16 protein-coding genes and 1 tRNA gene are annotated in these 15,563 nt (G+C 35.6%); 14 read left to right on the top strand and 3 right to left on the bottom strand.

The window, feature by feature from the left end; translation table 11 throughout:
• The first annotated feature begins 21 nt into the window (after nucleotides 1–21).
• From FN817_RS18050 to FN817_RS18040, 3 genes are read left to right on the top strand one after another with little or no spacing between them, the layout of a single operon-like run.
• A complete protein-coding gene (locus tag FN817_RS18050) occupies nucleotides 22–489 on the top strand; it encodes a DUF1648 domain-containing protein (RefSeq protein WP_142719150.1) in 468 nt (155 codons plus the stop codon).
• Complete coding sequence (locus FN817_RS18045) at nucleotides 486–830, top strand: cupin domain-containing protein (protein WP_142719149.1); 345 nt, start codon at nucleotides 486–488, stop codon at nucleotides 828–830. Before FN817_RS18050 ends, FN817_RS18045 begins: the two co-directional genes overlap by 4 nt.
• 5 nt (nucleotides 831–835) lie before the next feature.
• Entirely contained in the window at nucleotides 836–2,074 is a 1,239-nt protein-coding gene (locus tag FN817_RS18040) for a 3-deoxy-D-manno-octulosonic acid transferase (RefSeq protein WP_142719148.1), read from the top strand.
• On the opposite strand, the gene FN817_RS18035 is transcribed toward FN817_RS18040, so the two are convergent.
• The 3 genes from FN817_RS18035 to FN817_RS18025 are packed head-to-tail and all read right to left on the bottom strand — an operon-like array spanning nucleotide 2,066 to nucleotide 4,448.
• Nucleotides 2,066–2,692 carry a deoxyuridine 5'-triphosphate nucleotidohydrolase gene (locus tag FN817_RS18035; RefSeq protein ID WP_142719147.1) on the bottom strand — a complete coding sequence of 209 codons (627 nt, stop codon included), beginning with the start codon at nucleotides 2,690–2,692 and terminating at the stop codon, nucleotides 2,066–2,068. The two genes, FN817_RS18040 and FN817_RS18035, sit on opposite strands and share 9 nt — an antisense overlap.
• A complete protein-coding gene (locus FN817_RS18030) occupies nucleotides 2,692–3,447 on the bottom strand; it encodes a glycosyltransferase family 2 protein (RefSeq protein ID WP_047425060.1) in 756 nt (251 codons plus the stop codon). The genes FN817_RS18035 and FN817_RS18030 overlap by 1 nt, the downstream gene beginning before the upstream one ends.
• Nucleotides 3,448–3,470: 23 nt before the next feature.
• Nucleotides 3,471–4,448 (bottom strand): acyltransferase family protein, encoded by a 978-nt coding sequence (locus FN817_RS18025; RefSeq protein ID WP_142719146.1) that lies wholly within the window; start codon nucleotides 4,446–4,448, stop codon nucleotides 3,471–3,473.
• Between the two features lie 198 nt (nucleotides 4,449–4,646).
• Here FN817_RS18025 and FN817_RS18020 point away from each other — a divergent pair, with 198 nt between their 5' ends.
• From FN817_RS18020 to FN817_RS17970, 11 genes are all read left to right on the top strand, one after another.
• A complete protein-coding gene (locus FN817_RS18020; protein WP_047425062.1) occupies nucleotides 4,647–5,120 on the top strand; it encodes a lipocalin-like domain-containing protein in 474 nt (157 codons plus the stop codon).
• Nucleotides 5,121–5,303: 183 nt separating this feature from the next.
• Nucleotides 5,304–8,312: a leucine--tRNA ligase gene (locus FN817_RS18015; protein ID WP_142719145.1), complete on the top strand. Its 3,009-nt coding sequence runs from the start codon at nucleotides 5,304–5,306 to the stop codon at nucleotides 8,310–8,312.
• A 240-nt stretch (nucleotides 8,313–8,552) separates the two neighbouring features.
• Complete coding sequence (locus FN817_RS18010; protein ID WP_047373530.1) at nucleotides 8,553–9,416, top strand: MotA/TolQ/ExbB proton channel family protein; 864 nt, start codon at nucleotides 8,553–8,555, stop codon at nucleotides 9,414–9,416.
• Nucleotides 9,417–9,477: 61 nt separating this feature from the next.
• A complete protein-coding gene (locus FN817_RS18005) occupies nucleotides 9,478–10,086 on the top strand; it encodes an ExbD/TolR family protein (protein WP_047425065.1) in 609 nt (202 codons plus the stop codon).
• 11 nt (nucleotides 10,087–10,097) lie between these two features.
• Nucleotides 10,098–10,667: an ExbD/TolR family protein gene (locus FN817_RS18000; RefSeq protein WP_142719144.1), complete on the top strand. Its 570-nt coding sequence runs from the start codon at nucleotides 10,098–10,100 to the stop codon at nucleotides 10,665–10,667.
• Nucleotides 10,668–10,696: 29 nt separating this feature from the next.
• Complete coding sequence (locus tag FN817_RS17995) at nucleotides 10,697–11,536, top strand: energy transducer TonB (RefSeq protein WP_047425068.1); 840 nt, start codon at nucleotides 10,697–10,699, stop codon at nucleotides 11,534–11,536.
• A gap of 75 nt (nucleotides 11,537–11,611) precedes the next feature.
• Nucleotides 11,612–11,809: a DUF308 domain-containing protein gene (locus tag FN817_RS17990; protein ID WP_172617109.1), complete on the top strand. Its 198-nt coding sequence runs from the start codon at nucleotides 11,612–11,614 to the stop codon at nucleotides 11,807–11,809.
• The gene (locus FN817_RS17985) at nucleotides 11,799–12,671 is read left to right on the top strand and encodes a PstS family phosphate ABC transporter substrate-binding protein (protein WP_142719143.1); all 873 of its coding nucleotides are present in this window, start codon (nucleotides 11,799–11,801) and stop codon (nucleotides 12,669–12,671) included. Before FN817_RS17990 ends, FN817_RS17985 begins: the two co-directional genes overlap by 11 nt.
• Nucleotides 12,672–12,762: 91 nt before the next feature.
• Nucleotides 12,763–14,415, top strand: coding sequence for a tetratricopeptide repeat protein (locus FN817_RS17980; protein ID WP_047425072.1), 1,653 nt, complete (start codon nucleotides 12,763–12,765; stop codon nucleotides 14,413–14,415).
• An 83-nt stretch (nucleotides 14,416–14,498) separates the two neighbouring features.
• On the top strand, nucleotides 14,499–15,218 hold the full coding sequence (gene bshB1 / locus FN817_RS17975; protein ID WP_142719142.1) for a bacillithiol biosynthesis deacetylase BshB1: 720 nt from the start codon (nucleotides 14,499–14,501) through the stop codon (nucleotides 15,216–15,218).
• Nucleotides 15,219–15,253: 35 nt separating this feature from the next.
• Nucleotides 15,254–15,329 (top strand) — tRNA-His (locus tag FN817_RS17970).
• The last annotated feature ends 234 nt before the right edge of the window (nucleotides 15,330–15,563 follow it).

Raw genomic sequence — 15,563 nt, 5'->3', positions numbered from 1 at the left:
TCTCATTAATTCTCATCTGAAATGGAAAATATTCTTTTTACAATTTTTGATATTTTTAATTTTGGATGGGTCGTTTTCTTGTGGGGATTTACCCTGAAAAACTATAGCGCATTGCCAGAGAGAATTCCTGTACATTTTGATATGCAGGGAAAGGCTGATGGATTTGGTGGGAAAATATATGCATTTCTGATGCCTGTATTAGCTCTTGGTCTATATGCTTTGTTTGTTTATGGATTAAGACATCCTGAAGATACTAATTTCCCTGTAGAAATTACAGATCAGAATATGAATGCTCAGTTTTTAATTATGAAAATTGGATTGAGAATTCTTTTTGTGATACTGGCAGTCATTTTTACAAATATTCAGGATTATATGTTCAGATATGCTACAGATGAGAAAGCAAAACCTAGAATTTCATTTGCCACTATATTTCTATCTGTTGTATTATTTACTCCTGCATTACTTTTTATTGCCCATCTATTCAAATGATACATTCTAAAGATAATTCAGAACACTATACCTGGGGAAACCATTGTGACAGCTGGATCCTTAAAAATACACCAAGCTTATCTGTAAAGCAGGAAAAGATGCCTGCAGGAACTTCAGAAAAACTGCATTATCATCAAGTGGCAGAACAGTTTTTTTATATTCTGAAAGGAGAAGCTGTATTCTATATCAATGAAGAGAAATATCCGGTTAAACAGGGAGAATCTATTTCTATAGCACCGGAATCAAAACATTTTATCTCTAATGAATCCACGGAAGAAATCGAATTTTTAGTCATATCCAATCCACCTGCGGATCATGATAGAATTGAAATAAAAGAATAATAAACATGGCTTTTCTATACAATATATTTATCAGTCTCCTTATCTTCGGAATGAAGGTTTTCGCATTGATTAATGGTAAAACTAAAAAAGGCGTTGAAGGGAGAAAGCAGTCGTTAGATAAAGTAAAATCAGCATTTGCAAAAACGGATAAAGTAATCTGGATGCATGCTGCAAGTCTGGGAGAATATGAGCAGGGACTGCCTGTCCTGGAAAAGCTTAAAGAGAATTTTCCCCAACATAAAGTTCTGGTGACTTTTTTTTCTCCTTCAGGATATGAAAATGTCGTTAAGAAGAAACATATCGCAGACGTTATTTGTTACTTGCCATTTGATAAAAAAAACACTGTGAAGGAATTTGTATCACAGTTTAATACAGAACTATTTTTTACGGTTAAATATGATTATTGGTATAATCTGCTTGCTGAACTTAAAAATAAAGGCACAAAAATCTACGTTATTTCCGCCCTGTTTTATGAAAGACAATCTTTCTTTACCTCTTATGGTAAATGGTTTGTGAAGCAGCTTCAGAAAGATGTAGATTGGTTTTTTCATCAGACTCAATTTTCATTAGCCCTGGCTAAAAGTGTAGGTTTGATGAAGTCTTCTGTAACGGGAGATACAAGGTTTGACAGAGTAAAGCAACTTCGTGAACGGAACAACCATGTTGATTTTATTGCGGATTTTATAGGAGAAAATAAAGCTGTGGTCTTTGGGAGTTCATGGCAGGCTGAAGAAAAAATAGCAGAAATAGTTTCCCGTAAAAATAATACAGTGAAACTCATTATGGCACCCCATGATCTGAAAAGAGTAGAGCATTTGAAAAGTATATTTCCGGATGCTTTATCATATAGTCAAATACAAGACGCTCAAATATCAACTAACAACGTTCAACTTCTGATTATAGACAGCATCGGTTTATTATCAAAATTATATTCTTATGCAGATGCAGCTGTTGTAGGAGGAGGATTTCATGATGCCGGACTTCATAATATTCTGGAAGCGGCAACTTTTGGCGTTCCTGTAGTTTTTGGAAATCATTATAAAAAGAATCCGGAAGCCGATGACCTGATTGCTGCGAATGGCGGAAAATCATTTCCAGACGAATATACAGCCGCAGAATTTGTTTTATTTCTTATGAATGAAGATAATCAGGAAGAGCTTACAGAAATGTCTCAGAATGCAGGGAAATTCGTAGACGGAAAACCAGATTCGACTCAAATGATTCTGCAGAAAATTTTATCTTAAAAATCCCTGACTTTTTATTTCCTTCATAATTTGATCAATATTGTCAGGTATTTTTTCGCATTCAAACCAATTGAAATCAAGGCCGTTGTTAATGCATAGTTTTTGAAGATAATGGTTCGCCAATATTTTCTCTTGAGTGTCCCGCAGATATTCATCAATTTCCATCCAGTAATCCTCATCCAGTTTTTTAATAAGAGTCAAGGATTTGAATACTTTGTTGATGATGTAAATATAAAGCTTATAAACATTGTCAAACCTTTGTCTGCTGAGGTCGCTGTTGTTTTCCAGGATTTTATTGACGAGAAGAAGATTCAGTGAAACTTCCCCGAATTTATCAGTGGTAATTTTGATGTGTTCAGTGATTTCTGCACTTATCTTTCGGATAATGGTCAGAAAATAGGGCACATTTCCGGTATATTTTGAGGCTAAAAGAACCTTTTCCGTTACAATTTCCTCCATTGTATTTCTCTTATCATCTGTGGTTTCAGGATCAATAAGCTCGAAATACAACTTTTTAGACAATAATTTATCCTTTCTCAGAAGTCTGAAAATAAGTTTGTCTTTTTCGGGACCGGAAAAAGCGCTCAGAGCGGCTTTGAACTCTTTTGAATACTCCATTAATTGAAAATTTTCGAATACTTCATGAATCCGTTCAGTGCCCAGTTCGCCGTATAGTACAATGATTTTAATGTTGAAAAGCCCATGAAATCTTTATAAACAAGATATTGATCTTTGATAATGTTTTTTTTCTTTCTGGAAACACTGTTTTCACGCATTCTGTATTTTGCGAGTGTCTTTTTTACAGGGATTCCTTCAGGAATTACTTTTAAAAGATTAAGCCACATCACATGATCTTCACGCTTGCTTTTTACAGGGAACAAAAACTTTCCAACCCTTTTGGTATCGTACATCGTGGAAACCGGTGCAAGACGGCATGTCTTCAGCAGATTGGAAAACGTAACGACTTTATCAGCCATGAAATCTTTCAGAATAGGCTGAAGCTGCTCATCACATCTGGAATAATTGCAATAGACCAGTTCTGCATTATGTTCCTGCATGTAATCCGTCATTGTTTCCAGATATTCAGGATACCAGTAATCATCAGAATCCAGAAAAGCAATATATCGGCCCTGGGCTCTTTCCAGGCTGTTGTTTCTGGCGTTTCCTGCTCCTCCGTTTTTCTCCAGTACCTGCAGTTTTATTCTGGGATCATTGTATTTTCTGATGATCTCAACAGTGTTATCTTTGGAAAGGTCATCAGTAATCAGCCATTCCCAGTTTTCATAGGTTTGGTTAAGAACAGACTGTATGGTTTCCTCGATAAATTCTGCAGAATTATAACAGGGAGTGATAATGGAGACAAGATCTTTCATTTATGCTTTTTAAGACTGTAAAATTATAAAAATCTTTTTTCATAAAAATGCCAGGAGCTTACCCCTACCGCAATAACCACCAACATACATACCAAAGCCATTACAAATGGATTGTAATCTTCAAACAACCCTAAAGTCTGAAAAGTTCTGATAATAGGGAAGTGAAAGATGTAAATTCCGTATGTGAAATCACCATATTTTCCGAAATTGTTTAAGAATTTGAATGAATAGGCAATGTACATTACAATAACACCGATCATCATTGGGGAAAAAAGCTGAATGTTTAAGTATAAATCGATCCACACCGTGGCAAGAGCAATGATGAAGAGTATATTTTTATACTTGATGAATTTATCAAAATTAAAGTAAATCAGCATTCCGGGGATAAAATAGGATAGTGTTCCTGGAAGCTGCTTGGCAACTGAAATTTTATGTAAAGATTCAAAATAATTAAGATAAATAAGTGATAAAAAGTATAAAATAATTAAGCTTATATTCCTGTATTTATTATTCTTTCCGAAAAGCAAAAACAATAACGGTACAGAGAAATAATAGCACATTTCTATTTTCAGTGTCCATAAGGCACCATTCACTGCTTGATTTCCAAAAACTCCGGGAAGCCAGGGTGCTTTAAAATTTAAAAATAATGAATTCCAAAAAAGGTATTTATAAACTTGTGTATTGCTGAAATATTCGGTGAGAGAATACGTACTTACCAAACTTAATAAAATTGCACATAAGAAAATAACCAATAAATAAGCGGGAACAATTCTTCTGATTCTCTTTTTTAAATAACTTTTCAGGCTTGAAGACCTGTCATAGCTCCTTGCAATAAGAAATCCGCTCACTGCAAAGAAACCGAAAACAGCAATTTCTATAGGGCTGTGCTCAAAAATTTTAAGATCGGGAGAAGCGCTGAGGGTGCCAAGATGTCCAAGAAAGACAATAAAGGCTAGGAGAACACGTATGAAATCAAAATTGTTTTTCGTAATATCCTGCATTTGTATTTTCTTTCTTGCAAAAATAACTTTTTTAATAAAATGAATGGGTGCCTCTATTCATTATTTGTTAAATAAAGGGAAAATGAGGTCTGAGGGTTTTAAAATATATATAAATAAAGGTCGATGAAATAATTTTTCATAAAAAATAGTAATATAAATCAAAAAAATTATAATTTTAGCGCTTGAAAAAATTGATCTATGAAGAAATTAGCATTACTATTTGCAGGTTTGTCTTTGTTTGCAGCTACAGGATGTAGTGATAATAATGATACTGTTCTGGAAGCTCCTCTAGTTGGGACTTGGCAACCATTAAAAGAAGTAGTTACTACTGTTGAGGTGGGTGAAGACCCGGTTTCTAACACGATTACTTATACAGATTGTCAGAAACAAACAAGATGGTGGTTCAGCGCTGACTCCAAAGGAGGAAAAACAAACTGGGGAGATACGGCTACGCCTGGTCAGTGTGCTATTCTTTCTGATGTAAAATTCAATTATACCTATAATAAGGAAGGAAAAGACGTTCAAATGAAAATTCAGGGGATTGTAGAGCCTCAGAATGCAAAGGTTATTACTTTGGATGATACAACGCTCAATCTTGCTGTAAGAGAGGAAACTCAGGATCCGAAAATATTCCAGACAAGAACATATACCTTCAAAAGAGTTATTCAATAATAGTATATACTTCAGGATATAAAACAGATCTCATCTCCGGATGGGATTTTTTTGTTGAAGACAGAATTGCAATTCATCATAAATTAAATTTCCATTTACTTTAAAATCATTATTTTTGTGAATCTTGTTAAAAAGAAAAAATAATTCAATATTTTAAAGTCTAACATATAACATATATATAAAGTGTTTTACGATCATCAGCAGATAGAAAAAAAGTGGCAGAAATACTGGGAGGAAAATCAAACCTATAAAACCTCTAATAATACAGATAAACCCAAATTTTATGTACTCGATATGTTTCCGTATCCATCCGGAGCAGGTCTTCACGTAGGTCATCCGCTGGGATATATAGCATCGGATATCTATGCAAGATACAAAAGACATCAGGGGTTTAATGTTCTTCACCCGGTAGGATATGACAGCTTTGGACTTCCTGCTGAGCAGTATGCTATTCAGACAGGACAGCATCCGGCTATTACTACAGAACAAAACATCAACAGATACGAAGAGCAGTTAAGAAAAATCGGATTTTCATTCGACTGGAGCAGAGAAGTAAGAACTTCAGATGCCTCTTACTATAAATGGACACAGTGGATCTTTATCCAGCTGTACCACTCTTGGTACAATAAAAATACTGATAAGGCAGAATCTATTGATTCATTAATCCAACATTTTGAAGAAAAAGGAACCGAAGGATTAAATGCCAATCAAAACGATGAATTAAATTTCACAGCAGAGGAATGGAAGCTGGCTTCCGATCTTGATAAAGAAGATATCCTGTTAAATTATCGTCTTGCTTACAGAGCTGAAACTACGGTGAACTGGTGTCCTGCATTAGGAACTGTATTGGCAAATGATGAAGTGAAAGACGGTAAATCTGAAAGAGGAGGGTTCCCTGTTTTCCAAAAGAAAATGATGCAGTGGAGTATGAGAATTTCTGCTTACTCTGAAAGATTATTACAAGGATTAAATACTTTGGACTGGCCACAGCCATTGAAAGATTCCCAGGAATACTGGATTGGAAAATCTCAGGGTGCACAGGTTCAGTTTAAGGTTGAAGGCCACGATGAAATTGTTGAGGTATTTACAACTAGACCTGATACCATTTTTGGAGCAACCTTTATGGTATTGGCTCCGGAAAATCCATTAGTAGAAACTATTACTACCGATGCTCAGAAAGTAGAAGTAGATACTTATATTGAAGAAACTTCCAAAAAAACAGAAAGAGACAGAATGTCTGATGTGAAAAACGTGAGTGGAGCTTTCACAGGAAGTTATGCAATCAATCCGTTCAGCAATGAGAAAATGCCGATCTATATTTCAGACTATGTATTGATGGGATATGGAACAGGAGCGGTTATGGCTGTTCCGGCACATGATGAGCGTGACCACAGATTTGCAAAGAAATTTAACCTTGAAATTAAAAAAGTTGTAGAAACTGAAGAAGACGTTCAGGAGAAATCTTTTGATTCCAAAGACTCCGTTTGCGTAAACTCTGATTTCTTAAACGGATTGAGTTATAATGACGCGAAATCAAAAATCATTGCTGAAATCGAAACTAAAGGTATCGGTCATGGAACAACAAACTACAGACAGCGTGATGCAATTTTCTCAAGACAGCGTTATTGGGGAGAACCTGTTCCTATATATTATAAGGATGGGATGCCTTACACATTGCCGACCTCTGCTTTACCATTGGAACTTCCTGAAGTTGAAAAATATTTGCCAACAGAAGACGGAGATCCGCCATTAGGAAATGCGAAAGAATTTGCATGGGATGAAGCTAACCAGAAAGTAGTTGCTACAGATCTTGTTGATGATAAAACTATTTTCCCATTAGAATTATCTACTATGCCAGGCTGGGCAGGAAGCTCATGGTATTTCCTTAGATATATGGATCCTAAGAATGACGGAGAGTTCTGTGCAAAAGACCTTTCAGATTATTGGGGACAGGTAGATTTATATATTGGTGGCAGCGAACACGCAACAGGCCACTTATTATATTCCCGTTTCTGGAATATGTTCTTAAAAGACAGAGGGTATATCAATCATGATGAGCCATTCCAGAAATTGATCAACCAGGGGATGATCTTAGGGATGAGCGCATTTGTAAAGAGGTTACATTTTGGTATAGAAGTTTTCGATGCAAAAACTAATGAGTCTTTAGCGTGGGGAAGCTCTCCATCATTTTTAAATAATTACTATGTTTCTAAGAATGTTTCATATGATTCTACAGTCTCAATTCTGAATGATATTATTTCGGATAATAAACAAACAATTTTAGATAGGATAAATGATGTAATTAATAGGGATTACAAAATTGATGATGTTATTCTAAAGGTTTATGATCCAAGTAAGAATATATTTTCACAGATTCACGTCGACGTATCCTTATTAAAAGGAACTTCTGATGAATTGGATACCGAAGCTTTCAAAGCCTGGAGACCGGATTATGCTAATGCAGAATTTATTCTGGAAGACGGAAAATACATCACAGACCGTGAAGTAGAGAAAATGTCCAAGTCAAAATACAATGTGGTAAACCCTGATGACATCTGTGAAGAGTACGGAGCTGACGGTTTAAGACTGTATGAAATGTTCCTGGGGCCATTAGAACAATCCAAGCCCTGGAATACTCAGGGATTAAGTGGAGTATATGGCTTCCTTAAAAAATTCTGGAATCTGTATTTCAACGAAGACTCATTTGAAGTTTCAGAAGAAGAACCTACAAAAGCGGAATACAAAGTTTTACATACCTTAATAAAGAAGGTGGTATATGATATTGAAAACTTCTCTTTCAATACATCCGTATCATCATTTATGATTGCAGTAAACGAGCTTCAGAAAATAAAATGCAACAAGCGCAATATTTTAGAACCGCTGGCCGTTATCATTTCTCCATATGCTCCTCACATCTGTGAAGAACTATGGAGTTTGTTAGGACATGATACGTCTATTGAATTTGAACACTTCCCGGTATTAAATGAAGATTATCTTGTAGAAGACGAAATTCAGTATCCGGTAAGTGTAAACGGTAAAATGAAGTTCAAAATTTCACTTTCAGCTCAATTATCTGCCAAAGAAGTGGAAGATTTGGTGATTTCGAGTGAGAAAATGCAACAGATTTTGGAGGGTAAAACCCCTAAAAAAATCATTGTAGTCCCTCACCGTATTGTGAATATCGTAATTTAAATAAAATTTAACATTGGGAAATTAAAAAAAATGGGTGTCTTATTTTTTTGATTTTTTAACTCAAATGTTAAATTTGGAAAAAATAAATAAAATAATTAAAAATAATTATTATATCGAAATCGTATTAAAATTTCTTTATCAAAAAAAAGCAAAATGTTTAATTAAGACTCTTGCATTTTAATTAATTTTGCCTTTAATTTACACCCTGTAAAATTTTAAAACAATATAATTTAGTTAAATATGGAAATGAATGTTTCAAAAAATGATGAGCAAGTAGTTGCTAGAAAGGCAGGAGGTTTAAATCCAGCTGTTATTATTCCTATTCTATTTATTATAGGAGTATGTATTTATTTATTCGTTCTTGGTAGCCCAGGAAACTTTAAAGATGCAGATAAACTAGGAAGTGGATCTGTAGCCTTTTCAAGTGTTGAAGGAAAAGACATTCACCCAGAATCGTTTTTAGGTATTATCTACAAAGGAGGGGTTATCGTACCAATCTTGATTACTTTCATGATTACTGTAATCGTTTTCTCTTTTGAAAGATATTTCGTTCTTGGTAAAGCTGCTGGAAAAGGAAACTTAGACAACTTCGTTGTACAAGTAAGAAGCTTACTAAACCAAAACAAAATTGACGAAGCTATCGAAGAGTGTGACAGACAACAAGGTTCTGTAGGTAACGTAGTAAAAGAAGGTCTTACTACTTACAAAGCACTATCTCACGATACTACATTAAATAAGGAGCAGAAAATGGTAGCGCTTAACAAAGCTATCGAAGAAGCTACTACTCTTGAGATGCCAATGCTTGAGAAAAACATGATGATCCTTTCTACTTTAGGTACTGTTGCAACGTTAGTAGCACTACTTGGAACGGTAATCGGGATGATCAAGGCGTTCTTCGCATTAGGTTCAGGAGGTGGTACTCCGGATGCTGCTGCTCTATCTACAGGTATCTCTGAAGCCTTGATCAACACGGCATTAGGTATTGGTACTTCAGCAATCGCTATTATCCTTTATAACTTCTTTACTTCTAAAATTGACGGATTAACTTACAAGATCGATGAGATCTCTATGAGTATCCAACAATCTTTCGCTGAATTCAACTAAGAATTAGCAAGATATTTGCATTAGCAATTAAAAGAAGTTTAATTAAAAATATTTTATAATAATGGCGAGAGTCAAACCAAAAAGACATGGAGTAATTACGGACATGACTGCAATGTGTGACGTTGCGTTCCTACTCCTTACGTTCTTTATATTGACCACTCAGTTTAAAAAACCTGACGTGGAGCAGATCAAACCGCCATCTTCAATTTCGGAAAAATTGCTTCCTGATGCTAGTTTAATGACTATCAACGCTACTCCGGACGGAAAATTCTATTTCCAGCCAGTAGAAAACGCATCAGAAAGAATTGCTCTTTTGGATAAAATGGGACAAAAGTATGGTATTACTTTTGACAACAACCAGAAAGCAGCTTTCCAGAAAGTTCAGGCAATTGGAGTTCCAATGAACCAACTTAAAGGGTACTTGGATATGCCTGCAGATGAGCAGAAAAATTATAAGAGTCCTACAGGTATTCCTATGGACAGTACAAATAAGCAATTAATTGATTGGGTAAAAGAAAGTTTGAGCGTTAACCCCGACTACAAGTTAGCGATTAAAGGTGACGTTACAACTCAGTATCCTAAAGTTAAAAGTCTATTTGAGGGTTTAAGAGATATTGATTTTCTTAAATTTTGGTTGATTACATCACAAGAAGGTAAACCTAACGAATAATATCGATAGAAATGGCAGAAGTACAAGTACAAGAGAAAGGCGGCAAGGGCGGCAAGGTCCGTTCCAAGAAGCAAAGTACCAGAGTCGATATGACTCCGATGGTGGACTTGGGTTTTCTATTGATTACCTTCTTTATGTTCACAACTACGTTCAGTAAACCGAACGTGATGGATTTGGGTCTTCCGGCTAAACCGAAAGATGAAACAAAAAAACCACCTCCAACAGAAATTAAACTTTCTAACTCAATTTCTATTTTATTAGGAAAAAATAATAGAGTTTTCTGGCACCAGCAGGATGCTACATCCTTGAATGACCAAACTCTTATGGAAACTACTCTTGATAGAGAAGGAATTAGAAAAGTAATTCAGCAGGCAAAATCTAGAGCTGCAGATCAAACGAAATTTACCGTGATCATTAAGCCAACTGACGATGCTGTATATAAGAACTTTGTTGATATTCTTGATGAAATGGCAATTACCAAAAGTGAGCAGTACGGTGTTACCGATGTGAAGCCTTGGGAAAAAGCTGTTTACGAGAAAAAAGTAGGAGGTGCTGCTGCACCAGCTGCTGCTACAAAGTAATTTAACCATAAAATTGTTATATCTAATCTATGGCAGATGAAAATGTATACGGTCAGAATCTTACTTTAGACGAGATCGTATTTGAAAATAGAAACAAGGAATATGGTGCCTATGATCTTAGACATCAGTATCCGAGACTTTTAACCAAGTCTTTTATTATCGGAACAGCATTATTCCTTTTGGCAGCTTTGTCTCCGTTCATCTATCTTACGATTAAAAATCTTACAGCTCCGCCTAAGCAAGAAGTAAAGGCAGATCTAGTAGATATTATCGAAGAAGAACCAATTATCGAGCAGCCTAAAGAAGAAGAACCACCGCCACCTCCTCCTCCAAAAGAAGAAGAGAAAATTGAGGTGATTCAGAACGTAGTTCCTGAGCCTGTAAAAGCTCCGAAAATTGAAACGCCACCGCCGCCAATCTCTAAACAGTTGGAAACAACAACTGGTTTACAGAATCAGGAGGGGGTAAAGGCTCCGGCTTATACGCCACCGCCACCACCACCATCTACAGGTACTAAAGCTAGTACTGTAGAAGTAAAAGCAAATAATCCTAACGAGATCTATAAAGATGTTGACCAATCTGCAGAATATCCTGGAGGTATGGGAGCATTAAGAAAGTTCTTGGGAGATAATTTCGATACTTCTTTAATGGAAGGAGGTGAAGGAACGCTTAAAGCTAAGCTTAAGTTCGTTGTAGAAAAAGACGGAACTGTTTCTGCAGTTACTATTGAAGAGAAATCTCCGAATAGCGACTTCAACAGTGAAGCTGTACGTGTAGTTAAGAAACTTAAAAAATGGACTCCTGCGAAAAGAAACGGGGAGAGTGTTAGATCTTACTATAGTGTACCATTTACTATGAACTTTGAATAAGACTTATTTATTCAAAATATAAATAAAAAGAGAAGCATATGCTTCTCTTTTTATTTTTTTTGGTATTTTTGTTACATGATGTTCAATTGGTTATCCCTGGTTACGGGATTGTTTTATATCGTTTTAGGAATTGTAGTGATTGTCTACAAATTCTTCTTTACTATTTTAGAACCTGCTGTTGCCTATGCATTAGGTGTAGTACTGGTTATCTATGGTATTTTCAGAATTTACAGGGCAATCTCAAGAATTAAAAAATCGAGAAATGAAGAATAGTTTTAAGCTTGCAGTAATTTTTGTTTTAAGCATGATGCTTGCAGGCTGCAAAAAGGAGAAAAATGCTCCTTCCTATCACAAAGGTGATCTTACAATTTTTACTGACGAGTCCTTTCAAAGTGTCACAGAAGCATTAGCTGAGGGGTATATGATCAATTACCCTGAAACCCACATCAAAGTAGAAACTAAAAAAGAAGATTTAGGACTTCTGGATCTTCTTAAAGGAAGTGCTAAAGTGGTGGTAATGTCCAGAAATCTTACCCCTGAAGAAATAAAAACATACGAAGAAAGAACAGATTTAAAGTTTCTTCCTGCTAAATTTGCTGCTGATGCAGTAGTCTTTGTAGTTCCTAAAGATTCTCCAAAAGAAAGTATTTCAATGGAGGAAATCAACAGCGGATTGATGTCTGATAAAAAAGAATTCATTTTCGATGGAACCAACTCAAGTAATCTGAATTTTGTCGCTGAAAAATTTAAAAAACAGCCGAAAGACCTTCAATTTTCCATTATTCCGGGAAATCAGAAGATCATAGAAGAATTAGGGAAATATCCCAATAAAATAGGGGTTGTGGGGCTTAACACTTTTAGCCGTCCTTATGATAAAACTTCTGAGAAACTGAGAGAAATGGTGAAAGTTCTTCCTGTTGTAGAAAAGGGTAAACTTTACAATGCAGATTTTAAGGGGCTTAGCACAATGGAATATCCGTTTACAAGAGTTCTTTATTTCTTGATCAACGAAGGTAATTTTAATATTGCCAATGGATTTATTAGATTCTCATGTACCCATTTAGGTCAGAAAATTGTTCAGAAAGAAGGTCTACAGCCTTATAATATTTATAAGAGAGAAGTTCAGATGCGTTAAAAAATATTAAATTCACAATTTAGCCTTGTTAAAAATATTGATTTGGTCTGAAAATTGTGTAGAATATAACTCAATTATTAGAAAATATAAAATGAAAGATATAATGAATATGAATGTAAAGAAGATTGCTTTTGGAGCAGCTGTGGTATTTTTTACCGGTTTTGCCTCTGCACAGACACTGCAGGATGGTATTAACAGTATAGACAGTGATAAATTTGCTCAGGCAAAAACGAATTTCACTGAAATGATCGCTAAAGAGCCTACAGCTGAAAACTACTTCTATTTGGGAAATACTTTCTTAAGACAGGGAGAGCCAGACTATGCTAAAGCAATTGAAAGCTTCAATAAAGGATTAGCTGCTGATTCAAAAAGCTATCTTAACAAAATCGGTTTAGCTGCTGTTAAATTAGGTAAAGGTGACAAAAACGCTGTTGCTGAAATTCAGAAAGTAGTAACTGATTCAAGAGAAAAAGATGCTGAAGTTCTGTTCAGAGCTGCAGAAGCTTTAACTTTATTTGAAAAGAACAGTTCACCGGATCTTGCGATCCAGTTTTTGACTAAAGCTATTGAAAAAGCAGAGAAAAAAGGTGTTCCTGCACATTATTATTATACATTAGGAGATGCTTACAGATTAAAAAGAATGCCGGGAGAGGCTATGTCTGCTTATGATAAAGCATTACCTACTGCTAAAAATAAGGCTTCCGTTTATACAAGAATGGCAACTTTATGGATGGCAGCACAGCAATGGCAGCAAGCTAAGCAGAATATCGATAAAGCTATCGGTGTAGATGCTACTTATGCTCCTGCATATAAAGCATTGGCTGGTTATGATATCAGATACCAACAGAATGCAAAGGCTACACAAGACCTTATCAACTATACAAAATATGCTGATGAAGATCCATATACTCAATTAGAAATTGCAAAACTATATTTCACAAACGAAGATTATGCAAACTCTAAAATGGTATTAGATAAGATTTTTGATAAAATTGAGGATCCTATCAAGTTCAAATTAAGAGCTTACAATGCATACGCAGATAAAAACTATGCGGATGCTAAGCAAAACATGGATACTTTCGTTTCTCAAGCTGAGAAAACAAGAGTACAGCCTGCTGACCAAGGTCTACAAGGACTTATTGCTGCAGGTTTAGCAAAAGATGAAAAAGATGCTGCTAAAAAAACGGCTTTAATGACGGAGGCTCAGCAGAAAGTTGCTATTGCAAAAGCTGCTAAAGACGAAACAATGAAGTGGGATCTTGAATTAGCTAACATCGCTGGTGGTGGAGGTGTTTCTCAGTCAGAAGTTGACAAAGGACCTACTAACCCAACTATTGAAGCATTGAAAAAGCAGGTTGCTGCGAATAATCAGGATTCTGATGCATTATTCAAGTTAGCAACAGCTTACCAGGATATTAAAAACTGGAACGGAGCAATCCTTACATGGCAAAAAATGTCAGCTCTGCTTCCTGATTGGGCTCCTGCTTATTATAGCCAGGGGTATTCTTACCAACAGGCAGGAAACAATGATGCGGCAAAAATGGCTTACGAAAAATTCATCAGTACAGTAAAACCTGCTGATCAGGAAGCAAACAAGCAGACTCTTGCTTATGCATACTTTGCTGTAGCTTATATGAATAAAGATACTGATCTTGCAAAAGCTAAAGATTATGTAGCTAAATCTTTACAGTTAGATCCTACTTACCAGGATGCTGTAAAATTAAATGCAGAGATCAATAAGTAATTTAAAATGTAAATTATAGATATTAAAACTTCCCATTCGTAATGTTTGGGAAGTTTTTATTTTTAACCTTATCTTTGAATTATATGAAAACTGATATACTTGCTTTTGGAGCACATCCTGACGATGTAGAGCTGGGTTGTGGCGGAACTATTGCTAAAATGGTTTCAGAGGGTAAAAAATGTGTAGTGGTAGACCTTACGAGAGGTGAGCTCGGAACTAGAGGTACAGATGAAACACGAAAGGCAGAAGCGGCGCATGCTGCTAAAATTTTGGGGCTTTCAGCAAGAGAGAACCTTGGAATGAAAGATGGCTTTCTGGTCAACTCTGAAGAGTACCAAATGAGGATCGTAAAAATGATTCGCAAATACCGCCCGGAAATCGTGTTAGCCAATGCAATTGATGATAGACATCCAGATCATGCAAAAGGAGCGAAATTAGTATCAGATGCGTGCTTTTTGTCCGGACTGAGAAAAATAGAGACCGTAGAAGAAGGCGAGAATCAGGAGGTGTGGAGACCTAAGCATGTTTTTCATTATATTCAATGGAAAGATATAAAACCGGAATTTGTTATTGATATTTCAGAATTTCTGGAGACAAAGATTGCATCCTGCATGGCCTATAAAACTCAGTTTTATGATCCGGCTTCTAAAGAACCAGAAACTCCGATTACAACAAAAGACTTTTATGAGAGCTTAACTTACCGTGCACAGGATTTAGGGCGTTTATCGGGAGTTGCTTATGCTGAGGGATTTACGTCTGAGAAGTTAATTTCTTTGAAAAATTTTGATGGAATTGTTTGGTAGTTGAGGAAAATGTTCTATATTTGCACTCACAAAACGGTGATTGTAGCTCAGTTGGTTAGAGCGTCGGATTGTGGTTCCGAAGGTCGGGGGTTCGAGACCCCTCATTCACCCAAAGAAAGTACACTTTTTACAAGTGTACTTTTTTATTTTATGTCTGTTTCAATAATAATGGACACTACTTTTTTCACATTCTTTCTAAAAGCTTTTTCCATCATACGCTTATAATTTGTATGTTAATGGACAAAAATGGTTCTGTTTAAGTTCTTAAAAATAAATTCATGGTTTGGTGATTGAAACTTTTATATTTGTTTAGCCAAAATCAAGGGAAATAATTCTCTTTAAATT

Source organism: Chryseobacterium rhizoplanae (assembly GCF_900182655.1).
In the GTDB taxonomy this organism is placed as follows: domain Bacteria; phylum Bacteroidota; class Bacteroidia; order Flavobacteriales; family Weeksellaceae; genus Chryseobacterium; species Chryseobacterium rhizoplanae.
Note: the sequence above shows the minus strand (reverse complement) of the source record. Positions and strands in the feature narration are given on the sequence as shown.

Coding starts and splice junctions, on each gene's coding strand:
- FN817_RS18050 (WP_142719150.1), top strand. CDS start 22: ATGGAAAATATTCTTTTTACAATTTTTGATATTTTTAATTTTGGATGG.
- FN817_RS18045 (WP_142719149.1), top strand. CDS start 486: ATGATACATTCTAAAGATAATTCAGAACACTATACCTGGGGAAACCAT.
- FN817_RS18040 (WP_142719148.1), top strand. CDS start 836: ATGGCTTTTCTATACAATATATTTATCAGTCTCCTTATCTTCGGAATG.
- FN817_RS18035 (WP_142719147.1), bottom strand. CDS start 2,692: ATGGAGTATTCAAAAGAGTTCAAAGCCGCTCTGAGCGCTTTTTCCGGT.
- FN817_RS18030 (WP_047425060.1), bottom strand. CDS start 3,447: ATGAAAGATCTTGTCTCCATTATCACTCCCTGTTATAATTCTGCAGAA.
- FN817_RS18025 (WP_142719146.1), bottom strand. CDS start 4,448: ATGCAGGATATTACGAAAAACAATTTTGATTTCATACGTGTTCTCCTA.
- FN817_RS18020 (WP_047425062.1), top strand. CDS start 4,647: ATGAAGAAATTAGCATTACTATTTGCAGGTTTGTCTTTGTTTGCAGCT.
- FN817_RS18010 (WP_047373530.1), top strand. CDS start 8,553: ATGGAAATGAATGTTTCAAAAAATGATGAGCAAGTAGTTGCTAGAAAG.
- FN817_RS18005 (WP_047425065.1), top strand. CDS start 9,478: ATGGCGAGAGTCAAACCAAAAAGACATGGAGTAATTACGGACATGACT.
- FN817_RS18000 (WP_142719144.1), top strand. CDS start 10,098: ATGGCAGAAGTACAAGTACAAGAGAAAGGCGGCAAGGGCGGCAAGGTC.
- FN817_RS17995 (WP_047425068.1), top strand. CDS start 10,697: ATGGCAGATGAAAATGTATACGGTCAGAATCTTACTTTAGACGAGATC.
- FN817_RS17990 (WP_172617109.1), top strand. CDS start 11,612: ATGATGTTCAATTGGTTATCCCTGGTTACGGGATTGTTTTATATCGTT.
- FN817_RS17985 (WP_142719143.1), top strand. CDS start 11,799: ATGAAGAATAGTTTTAAGCTTGCAGTAATTTTTGTTTTAAGCATGATG.
- FN817_RS17980 (WP_047425072.1), top strand. CDS start 12,763: ATGAAAGATATAATGAATATGAATGTAAAGAAGATTGCTTTTGGAGCA.
- bshB1 (WP_142719142.1), top strand. CDS start 14,499: ATGAAAACTGATATACTTGCTTTTGGAGCACATCCTGACGATGTAGAG.